This window comes from Deltaproteobacteria bacterium (assembly GCA_026712905.1).
GTDB lineage: Bacteria > Desulfobacterota > Binatia > UBA9968 > JAJDTQ01 > JAJDTQ01.
Window position 1 is genome coordinate 1 of record JAPOPM010000113.1, and the last position, 9,220, is coordinate 9,220.

9 protein-coding genes are annotated in these 9,220 nt (G+C 66.5%); 8 read left to right on the plus strand and 1 reads right to left on the minus strand.

Going from position 1 to position 9,220, the window contains the following annotated elements; genetic code table 11:
• Both OXF11_08745 and OXF11_08750 read left to right on the plus strand, forming a co-directional pair.
• On the plus strand, positions 1–645 hold a 645-nt coding region (locus OXF11_08745; protein MCY4487186.1), incomplete at its 5' end, for an ABC transporter substrate-binding protein.
• A 115-nt stretch (positions 646–760) separates the two neighbouring features.
• A complete protein-coding gene (locus OXF11_08750; GenBank protein ID MCY4487187.1) occupies positions 761–1,843 on the plus strand; it encodes an alpha-hydroxy acid oxidase in 1,083 nt (360 codons plus the stop codon).
• Positions 1,844–1,858: 15 nt separating this feature from the next.
• On the opposite strand, the gene OXF11_08755 is transcribed toward OXF11_08750, so the two are convergent.
• Complete coding sequence (locus tag OXF11_08755) at positions 1,859–3,283, minus strand: MFS transporter (GenBank protein MCY4487188.1); 1,425 nt, start codon at positions 3,281–3,283, stop codon at positions 1,859–1,861.
• 391 nt (positions 3,284–3,674) lie between these two features.
• On the opposite strand from OXF11_08755, the gene OXF11_08760 reads away from it, so the two are divergent.
• The 6 genes from OXF11_08760 to OXF11_08785 form a co-directional block, all read left to right on the plus strand.
• The gene (locus OXF11_08760; GenBank protein ID MCY4487189.1) at positions 3,675–6,344 is read left to right on the plus strand and encodes a mechanosensitive ion channel; all 2,670 of its coding nucleotides are present in this window, start codon (positions 3,675–3,677) and stop codon (positions 6,342–6,344) included.
• Positions 6,345–6,349: 5 nt separating this feature from the next.
• Entirely contained in the window at positions 6,350–6,787 is a 438-nt protein-coding gene (locus OXF11_08765) for a heme-binding protein (protein MCY4487190.1), read from the plus strand.
• 27 nt (positions 6,788–6,814) lie between these two features.
• The gene (locus OXF11_08770) at positions 6,815–7,345 is read left to right on the plus strand and encodes a GNAT family N-acetyltransferase (GenBank protein ID MCY4487191.1); all 531 of its coding nucleotides are present in this window, start codon (positions 6,815–6,817) and stop codon (positions 7,343–7,345) included.
• Between the two features lie 217 nt (positions 7,346–7,562).
• Positions 7,563–7,802, plus strand: a complete 240-nt coding sequence (locus OXF11_08775) for a type II toxin-antitoxin system ParD family antitoxin (protein MCY4487192.1) — start codon at positions 7,563–7,565, stop codon at positions 7,800–7,802.
• Entirely contained in the window at positions 7,799–8,128 is a 330-nt protein-coding gene (locus OXF11_08780) for a type II toxin-antitoxin system RelE/ParE family toxin (protein ID MCY4487193.1), read from the plus strand. The genes OXF11_08775 and OXF11_08780 overlap by 4 nt, the downstream gene beginning before the upstream one ends.
• Before the next feature lie 195 nt (positions 8,129–8,323).
• A partial coding sequence (locus tag OXF11_08785) for a cupin (protein ID MCY4487194.1) occupies positions 8,324–9,220 on the plus strand: 897 nt, incomplete at its 3' end.

The window sequence follows — 9,220 nt, forward strand, 5'->3', positions numbered from 1 at the left end:
ACCAAGCCGTCCGACCTCGAGGGGAAGAAGATCGGCTCGCCCGAGGCCAATGCCTCGCGGGTCATCTTTCCGGCCTTCGCCAACATCAACAAGTTCGACAACAAGAAGGTCACCTGGGTCAACATGACGGTGCCCGCCACCACGCCGAGTCTCCTGGCCGGACGCGTGGACGCCATCCTGATATTCTACACCGAGAAGCCGACGGTGGACGCGGCCTCCAAGAAGGTCGGCAAAGAGCCGCTGTACATGCTCTATGCCGACCACGGCATGGCCACCTACGGCAACGGGCTGCTGGTGTCCGAGAAGACCCTCAAGAACAAGCCGGACTTGGTGAAGCGCTTCCTGGACGCCACCTACAAGGGCATCGCCTGGTCGGTGGAGAATCCGCAGAAGGCCGTGGACATCTTCATCAAGCACAACCCCGCCATCAGCCCGGATCTGGCGCGGAAGCACTTCGACATCGCCGTGGACTCGTTGCTGTCCGAGAATGCCCTGAAGGAAGGCATCGGCCACATGACGAAGGAACGCATGGTGTTCACAAACGACCTGATCACCAAGCACATGCAGCTTCCGAAGAAGACCGCGGTGGATGCGGTGTACACCAACGAGTACCTGCCGAAGCTCTTCCCGAAGCGGGCCAAGTAGCTTCAAACCGGGCCGACCGCACCTGCCCAGGTAGTGGATCGACGAGGAGGGGGAGTCCGCCGCGCACGCGGACTCCCCCTTGCACCGTTCCGCCCGTCGATGGAAGGACATGAAAATGAGCGAACAGTTCGTCAGCAACCAGGAGCTTATCGTACAGGCGCGGCGCAACCTGCCCCAGCCCGTGTGGGATTACCTGAGCGGCGGCAGCGAGTCGGAGACCACCATGCGCCGCAACCGGCTGGCCCTGGATTCGCTGGCCTTCCGCCCGCGTGTGCTGGTGGACGTCTCCGAGGTGGACACCTCCACCACCGTGCTCGGCCACAAGCTGCGCATTCCGGTCATGCTGGCGCCCATCGGATCGCTCCAACAGATCACGCCGGAGGGTGCCGTGGCCGCCGCCAAGGCCGCCAACGAGTTCGGCACCGTCAACTTCGTCAGCTCCGTGACCCAGCCCGAACTTGAGGAGACCGCGGCCGCAACCCCGTCGGACAAGATTTTCCAGCTCTACATCCGCGGCGGTCTGGACTGGGTCGAGGGGATACTGGTACGGGTCAAGCAGTCCGGCTACAAGGCGCTGTGCCTGACCGTGGATTCGGCCCACTACAGCAACCGGGAGCGGCAGATGATGAACCGCTGGCTGCCGCCCAGCAAGCGGCGGGAGGCGGCCAACCAGGACCGCCTGTGGCAGGCCAAGCTCACATGGGACACCATGGACGCCATCAAGGAGATCGGCGGCATGCCGTTCATCCTCAAGGGCGTGGCCACCGCCGAGGATGCCGCCATGGCCGTGGAGCACGGCGTGGACGTCATCTACATCTCCAACCACGGCGGGCGCCAGCTCGACCACGGGCAGGGCACCATGGACACGCTCCCGGAGATCGTACAGGCCGTGGGCGGCAAGGCCGAGATCGTCATCGACGGCGGCTTTCTGCGGGGCACGGACGTGCTCAAGGCGGTGGCGCTGGGCGCCAAGGCCGTGACCATCGGCAAGCTCCAGGGCTGGGCCCTGGGCGCGGGCGGTTACGAGGGTCTCGTGCGTGCGCTGCAACTCCTGGAGAACGAGATCGTCATCGCCATGGGCCTTATCGGCGTCACCCGGATCGACCAACTCGGCCCGGGCCACGTGTGCAAGGCGCCCCCCGCCGCGCTGCCGCACGAGATGAGCACTTTCGTCAACCTGCCGCACCGGCTGCTCTAGCCGGGGTCGTAGAAGCTAGGCCTTCGGTCTCGCGGTGCCACGCAGCACCGAGCACACCACCCCCACGAGGCCGATGCCCGTGGCGACGAGGAACGTGTCCTGAAGCGCGGCCACGAAGTGGGCCGTGTCCTCGGCCGCGGGCAGCGCGTCGGCGATACCGGTGTGCATGCGGAAGGCCAGGGTCATGAGGAAGTTTCCCACCGTGATCCCGAAAACGTTTCCGAGCCCGAACATGGTGTAGAGCGTGCCCGTGGCCACGCCCCGGTGCTCCAGCGGCACGGAGGAAATCAGCGCCGTATGGTTGGCGGGGAAGAAGAGGGCGGTGCCCAGTCCCCCCAGCGCCAGCACCAGGGTCGGCAGCACCCAGTGGGAATCCGGCTCGAAGTAGACCCCCAACACACAAGACAGTGCGAAGAGCACCGCTCCGGCGGTGGCGGGGATGCGTGGCCCCAGCTTGTCGGAAATGACGCCGCCCACCGGCGACAGCGTGGTGGCGAAGACCGGTGCGCTGAGGAACAGGATGCCCATGAACGACGGACTCAACCGCAGCACGTCCTGGAGATAGAACGGCAGCAGGTACACGGTGAGGGTCATGACGACGGAGACCAGCAGCAGCGTCACCGTGCTGAAGGCGAACATGCGGATGCGGAACAGCGACAGGCTCAGGATCGGGCTCGGGGCGCGGCTCTCGCGCCACAGGAAGCCCGCGCCCAGCGCGGCGAAACCGGCCACCGCGGCGACGCGTCCCGCCGGCGTGAGCCACTCCATGAACTGGCGGTCGAGGATGCCCATGAGCGCCAGGGTGGTGCTCACCAGGAGAACGGCCCCGAGATAGTCGATGGCCGGGCGTTCGCCGCGCGGCGCGCCCGCGTCGGGGTTGTCCCGGCGCCGCTGGTACGTGAAACCCAGGGCGGCGGCGGCGATGCCCAGGGGCACCAGGAAGAAGAAGGCGGCGCGCCAGTGCACGTACTCGATGATGAACCCGCCCAGCCCCGGACCGAGCAGAAAGCCCCCGTGGTGCGCCGTGGTCATGAGGCCCTGGGCACGGCCCCGGGTTTCCTCGGAGGACGCGTCCATGGCCAGGGCGCGTCCCTGGGCCTGGATCATGGCGGCGCCGATGCCCTGAATAGCGCGATAGACGATGAGCTGGGCGATATCCCCGGAAAGCCCGCACAGGAACGAGCTTGCGGTGAACAGCACGATGCCCCAGATGTAGACGCTCAGGCGTCCGTACACGTCGCCCACGCGCCCGAACACCAGCGACAGGGCCGCGGTGGCGAGTTGGTACGAGATGAACGCCCAGGAGATGCCGATCATGTCGGTATGAAGGCCCGTGGCGACGGACGGCAGCGAGATGGCGAAGATGCGGCTGGCGGTGCCGGTGGTGAAGGTGACCAGCAGGGCGGTGCCCAGCAGCAAGGCGTTGGCGCGTGATGTCATCTTGAATCGGAGGCAAGTGGTAAAGTAAGAAGTTAGGTAGCAGATCAAGGGATGCCACGGTAGGAGCTTGGGGTGGCGGTCTCTTGAGACTGCCGGTCATCGAGCCTTTGAGAGAATCGGAATGAGGAAGAGGTTACCTGCCGCGGGGTTTCTGCCCCGGTTCCTGGTCGCGTGCGCGGCCGTGGCGGGGTTTGCCGCGCTGCCGGCCTTGAGCCAGACGCTCCCCGGGGCCGACCCTCCTCGGGCGACGGACCCTTCCGGCGCCAGCGAGCTTCCACGGGTGCCGGCGCCGCCGCAAGCGACGGCACCCCCTCGGACCACCGCAACGACCCCGACAGACGCCCCCGCGCCGGCAGCCGAACCGCGCCCGCGCTCCGCTCCGGACGCTTTGGTGAACCTCGACCTCGACGAGGCCATGGTGGATGACCGTATCGGTTTCATCGAGCGGCGCCTCACGGAAAGCCGGTCGCGGGTCGCGAGCCTCCTCAACACCATCGAGCTTGGGGTGTTGAAGGTCCAGAAGAAGACCCTCGCCTTCCGCCGGGAGCTGGAGAGCCTGCGCGCCGAACTCGCGGAGCAGGAACGGCTCACCGCCCAGGACATGCGCAACAAGGAGCGGCTCGTGGACCTGGTGGAACGGTACGGCGCGGGCGACTGGGTGGCGCGCCACATCAAGGTGGAGCTCGAAAGGTTCCGCCATCGGGGACAACGTGCCGCCGCCGCGCCCACCGACGAGGAGTCGTTGCGCATGCGGCTCCGGGAGTACCGGCAGGCGCTGTTCGAGCTGGGCACGCTGCTGTTCCGCGTGGACGCCGACGCCCGGGACTATGCCCGCGCCCTGGCCGCCGAGAAGCCGTCCGCGCGCGAGAGCGCGGAGCTGGACAGGATACTCGGAGAGCGCAAGGCCGCGCTCCAGGCCCAGGAGCGGGTGCTCGATGCCCTGGCCGAGTTCGCCGCCCGCTTGGCGGACCTCTCGCGTGCGCGCGAAGGCGAGCTCGAGAGCCTCTACACGTTGGTCCTGGACAGGATGCTGTGGCTCCGAAACCGGGAGCCCCTGGGCCTGTTTCCGCCCAACTGGGCGCTTCTCGGGCAGGCCGTCGACGGCGCCGTGGGGCTGTCCGCACGCGTCTACGGGCTGTTCCAACTGGAGCGGCGGATGGCCCACGGCCGCTTCTCGTCGTCGTGGTGGCCGTGGGCCACGGCCGTGCTGGTCTTCGGCCTGGTGCCGTGGCTCGCGCTGAGAGCCGGACGGTTTCTGCGGGCGCGGTTGGCCGACCACCGGGCGCGGGGGAGCGACGCGCCCGCCTATCGCGGGGCGCTGCTACGGGCGCTCCGGGCCGCGGTTTGGCCGGTCTACATCGTGCTGCTGACGTTGGCCCTGCCGCAGTTCGGTCTGTCCCACAACGATTCCCTCGGCCCGGTGGTGGTCGAGGCGCTGCAGCTCACCGCGCTGGTGCTGTGGATCGCGCTGTTCGGCGCGGCGCTCCTCGGTCCGGGCGGACACGGCGAGCGGCGCTGGGGGTTGACCCCGGAGGCCAGCGGCGTGCTTCGGGGAGGGGTGACCGCAGGGTGCGCGGCGGCGTTCGTGCTGCTGATCCCGCGGTACGTCCTGCTGAACTCTCCCGCCGACGACGTGGGCGCGAGTCTGGCCTTGGCGCGCCTTCTCATGATCGTCTTCGCCCTCCTGGTGCTCTTCCTAGGGGCGGTGGGATGCAGCCGGCGACGCCCATTCATGCAGGCGGTCCTCGGGCAAAGCCGCGCGCATGAGGGATTCCTGTGGGCGGTCTGGCCCTTGGTCCACCTCCTGGTCGTGGCGGTTCTGGCCGGCACCATCGTCCTGAACCTGATGGGCTATCAGTACGCTTCGCAGTTCCTGTGGCAGAGGATCATGGGGTCCGGGCTGCTGGCGCTGGCGGTGTGTATCCTCTCTTTCTACCTCAAAAGCGCGGTGCGCGCGGTGTGGAGGGGTGTGACCGCCGGGCGGACGGGCGCGGACGCGGAGAGCGGCGCGGCCGAAGCCGGGAACGGCGGCTCGTTGCGAGCGCTCGTGGACCTGCCTCTCGCCATCCTGGGCGCGGTGGCGCTGCTCGAGGTCTGGGGCTTCTCGGTGCTGGAGTTCCTGGGCACGCCGGCGGGTGAGACCGTGCTGGCGCGGGCCGTCTTGATCGCGTTGGTGATCGTGGCGGGGATCGCGCTCGTCCGGCTGAGCAACGCCGCGGTGCTCTCGCTGCTGCGTCCCCGGGTCCTGGACCGGGTGGGCAGCCGGGAAGCCGGCCGCAAGCTTCAGACCCTCGGGCCGCTGGCGCAGACCTCGGTCAAGCTGTTGGTCGTGCTGGTGGGCGCGCTGCTCATCCTGCAACTCGTGGGCGTCGAAACCGGGCCGCTGCTGGCGGGCGTGGGCATCTTCGGTCTGGCCGTGGGCTTCGCCGCCCAGTCGCTCATCAAGGACATCATCAACGGCCTGTTCATCCTCACGGAGGGCAGCGTGGGCGCCGGCGACGTCGTCGACGTGGGCGGCGTCACCGGCACGGTGGAGAAGGTCACGCTACGCTCGGTGCGCATCCGCGACCTGAGCGGCAACGTGCACTTCGTGCCCAACAGCACCATCGAGCACGTGGAGAACATGACCAAGGACTTCTCCCGCTACTTGATGGACGTGGGCGTGGGTTATCGCGAGGATACCGACGAGGTGGTGGCGGTGATGCGCGAGGTGGACGAGTCCATGCGCCAGGACTCGCAGTTTCGCTGGGACATGCTGGAGCCCATCGAGATCATGGGCCTCGATCGCTTCGAGGATTCCGCGGTAATCGTGCGCGCCCGTCTCAAGACCCGGCCCAGCCGGCAATGGGGCATCGGTCGCGAGTACAACCGGCGCCTCAAGAAAGCGTTCGATGAGCGCGGCATCGAGATCCCTTTCCCGCACCGCACCATCTACTGGGGCGAGACCAAGCAGGGACAGCCACCGCTCCAGGTGGAGTCCCGGCCGGGCGCAAAGGCGACGGACCCGGTTGCTCCGGACGCCCCGAGAGCGGAAGGGAAACAACCGAAGGAAGAGGAGTAGATTCCATGGCACAAAGCAGCGCGAGACTGAGCCTTGAAAAGGCCGCGATCATTGTCGACGAGACCCTGGCCGAAGCCCGCCGGCTGGAACTCAGGCCCATGGCCGTCGCCGTGCTCGACGACGGCGGCCACCTCAAGGCCTTCAAGCGCGAGGACGGCGCCAGCATCCTGCGCCCGCAGGTCGCCATCGGCAAGGCCTGGGGCTCCCTGGGCATGGGCGGCTCCAGCCGCTCCATCGCCGACCGCCTCAACGAGCGACCGACCTTCCTCGCCGCCCTCACGGCACTGGCCGACGGCAAGGTCGTGCCTGCCGCGGGTGGCCTCCTGATCCGCGACGGCGACGACGTGGTCGGCGCCGTCGGCGTCAGCGGCGGCACCTCCGACGAGGACGAGGACATCGCGCGGGTGGGGGTGGCCGCGGCGGGGCTGGAGTGCTTCGACTGATCCTGAAGCGGGACTGTCCACGGGGTTATGCTCATCAGAGAGGCGCACGCGGTCGACGCCGCCGCCATCGCAAGAGTCCACGTCGATAGCTGGCGCACCACCTACGCTGGAATTCTGCCGTCCGATTTCCTGGCATCGCTTTCATACGCGAAGAGGGAACAGTTCTGGAGTAGAGCTCTGTCCGCCTCAGACAGAAGCAGCTTCATTTGCGTAGCGGAAGACGAAGAGGGCGGCATCGTCGGATTCTCATCAGGCGGCCCGGAGCGTGGTGGAGACCCCTCCTACAAAGGCGAGTTGTACGCGATCTATGTCTTGGCGCAATGCCAGCGTCGTGGCATCGGCACTCGTCTCACTTCGGCTGTCGTCCGACGGCTTGTGGAGCAAGACATTGATTCCATGCTGCTATGGGTCTTGGCGGACAACCCTTCACGCGGGTTCTACGAACTTCTGGGCGCGCGGCGGATAAGGGAAAAGGCCGCAGAGGTCGGAGGAATTGAAGTGACCGAGGTCGCCTATGGTTGGTCAAGCCTGCAGCACTTGCTGAACCTGGGAACATAGGAGGCGTCGATCAAGGGTGGCGAAGAGACAAGATGTGGATACAAGTATCTGAAATTCAATAGTTTGGGGCTGGAGCGCGACTGTCTGCGCACCTCAGCGCATGTACGTCGAGGAGCGTGATTCAGTAGTGTATCTAATCGACATAAATGTGATCACCCACACCGACCTGTTCCAGCCAATGCTTGCCAAATTTTGCCAATCCCGCTAGCGTTGCACCATGACCACAATGAACATATCGCTATCCGATGCCCTCAAGTCCTTCGTGGATGATCAGGTCGGCGCGGGGGGTTACAGCAGTTCGAGCGAATATGTCCGGGAGCTGATCCGCAAGGAACGGGATCGCCAGCACCTTCGCGGCCTGCTTCTCGAAGGCCCGGCGTCGCCGCCGGCGGTCACGGCCGACGCGGACTACTTCGACGGGTTGCGCGGCCGGGTCCGCGATGCCGGCAGGCGGTGAGCGGCAAGCCGGTCGTCCTTCGCGAGCGAGCGCAACGCGACATCGACGGGGCGGTGGGGCACTATTTGGCGGAGGCGGGAGCGACGGTTGCGCTCGACTTCATCGACGCGCTGGAAGATGCTCGCCGGCAGATCGGCGTCCAGCCGGCCAGCGGCTCGCCCCGCTATGCGCATGAGCTGGGTGTCCCCGGTCTGCGGTGCCGTACCGTCAAGGGGTTTCCATACTTGTTCTTCTATGTCGAGCGCGAAGCGGAGGTCGATGTGTGGCGCGTGCTTCACGGGGCTCGGGACATTCCTGCCTGGATGCAGGAGCCGGGCGACGACTGACCGCTCTCCGCCACTCTCGCGGCCCATGTCTTGACCGGTTGCCGCGGCCCCTCGGATTTGGCTCGCGGAGGGAACTCGCTTGCGCTGATACCCCACCCCGACCCTGGACGCTCGGAACGCGATTGTCTATATTGAGCCACTCACCAAACAGAGTCAGTGAGTCAGTTCACCATACATTCTCAGGGAGGCATTTCTATGGCTGGCAACGGAAAAGAAACATGGCAGGAGCCCACGGGCGAGATGCAGAAGGCGGGCTACGGGAAGTTCCTGCGGCCCAACACCGCTTATGACACCTTCATGGAAGAGCAGGAGATCCCCATCTACCGGGACATCGGGGTGGAGAAGGTCCAGAACCTGCCCAGGAAGATGTGGAAGCGGCTCGGAGGCAACGCCAGCTTCATCCAGCTTCTGGGGACCGAGGGCCTTTGGGGCTCCTACGTGGTGGAGGTTCCGGGCGCCGGCGCGCTGAACGAGGAAAAGCACCTTTTCGAAGAGCAGTACTTCGTGGTGGAAGGCCGCGGCACCACCGAGGTGTGGGCCGAGGGCAGCAGCAAGAAGCACACCTTCGAGTGGCAGCAGGGATCGCTGTTCGCCATACCGATGAATGCCAGCCATCGCATCGTCAACGCCACCTCCAGCCCGGCGTTGCTGCTGGCGGGCACTACGGCGCCCAACATCATGAACCTGTTCAACAACACGGACTTCATCTTCAACTGCCCGTACGTTTTCACCGACCGCTACGCGGAGACCGAGGATTACTACAAGTCCAACGAGGAAATCGAGCCCGACCCGGTGCGCGGGCTGGCCATGCGCCAGACCAACATCATCCCGGACATCGTCACCTGCGAGCTGCCGCTGGACAACCGCCGCTCGCCCGGCTACCGGCGCATCGAGCCGCACATGGTGGGCAACAGCTTCTACCTGTGGATCGGCCAGCACGAGACCGGGCGCTACTCCAAGGCCCACGCCCACGGCTCCGCCGCGGTGCTCATCTGCGTCAAGGGCAAGGGCTACACCTACACCTGGCCCTCCACCCTGGGTCCCACGCCGTGGAAGGACGGCAAGGCGGAAGGGGTGCGGCGGCAGGACTAC

Coding starts and splice junctions, on each gene's coding strand:
- OXF11_08770 (MCY4487191.1), top strand. CDS start 6,815: ATGCTCATCAGAGAGGCGCACGCGGTCGACGCCGCCGCCATCGCAAGA.
- OXF11_08765 (MCY4487190.1), top strand. CDS start 6,350: ATGGCACAAAGCAGCGCGAGACTGAGCCTTGAAAAGGCCGCGATCATT.
- OXF11_08775 (MCY4487192.1), top strand. CDS start 7,563: ATGACCACAATGAACATATCGCTATCCGATGCCCTCAAGTCCTTCGTG.
- OXF11_08750 (MCY4487187.1), top strand. CDS start 761: ATGAGCGAACAGTTCGTCAGCAACCAGGAGCTTATCGTACAGGCGCGG.
- OXF11_08755 (MCY4487188.1), bottom strand. CDS start 3,283: ATGACATCACGCGCCAACGCCTTGCTGCTGGGCACCGCCCTGCTGGTC.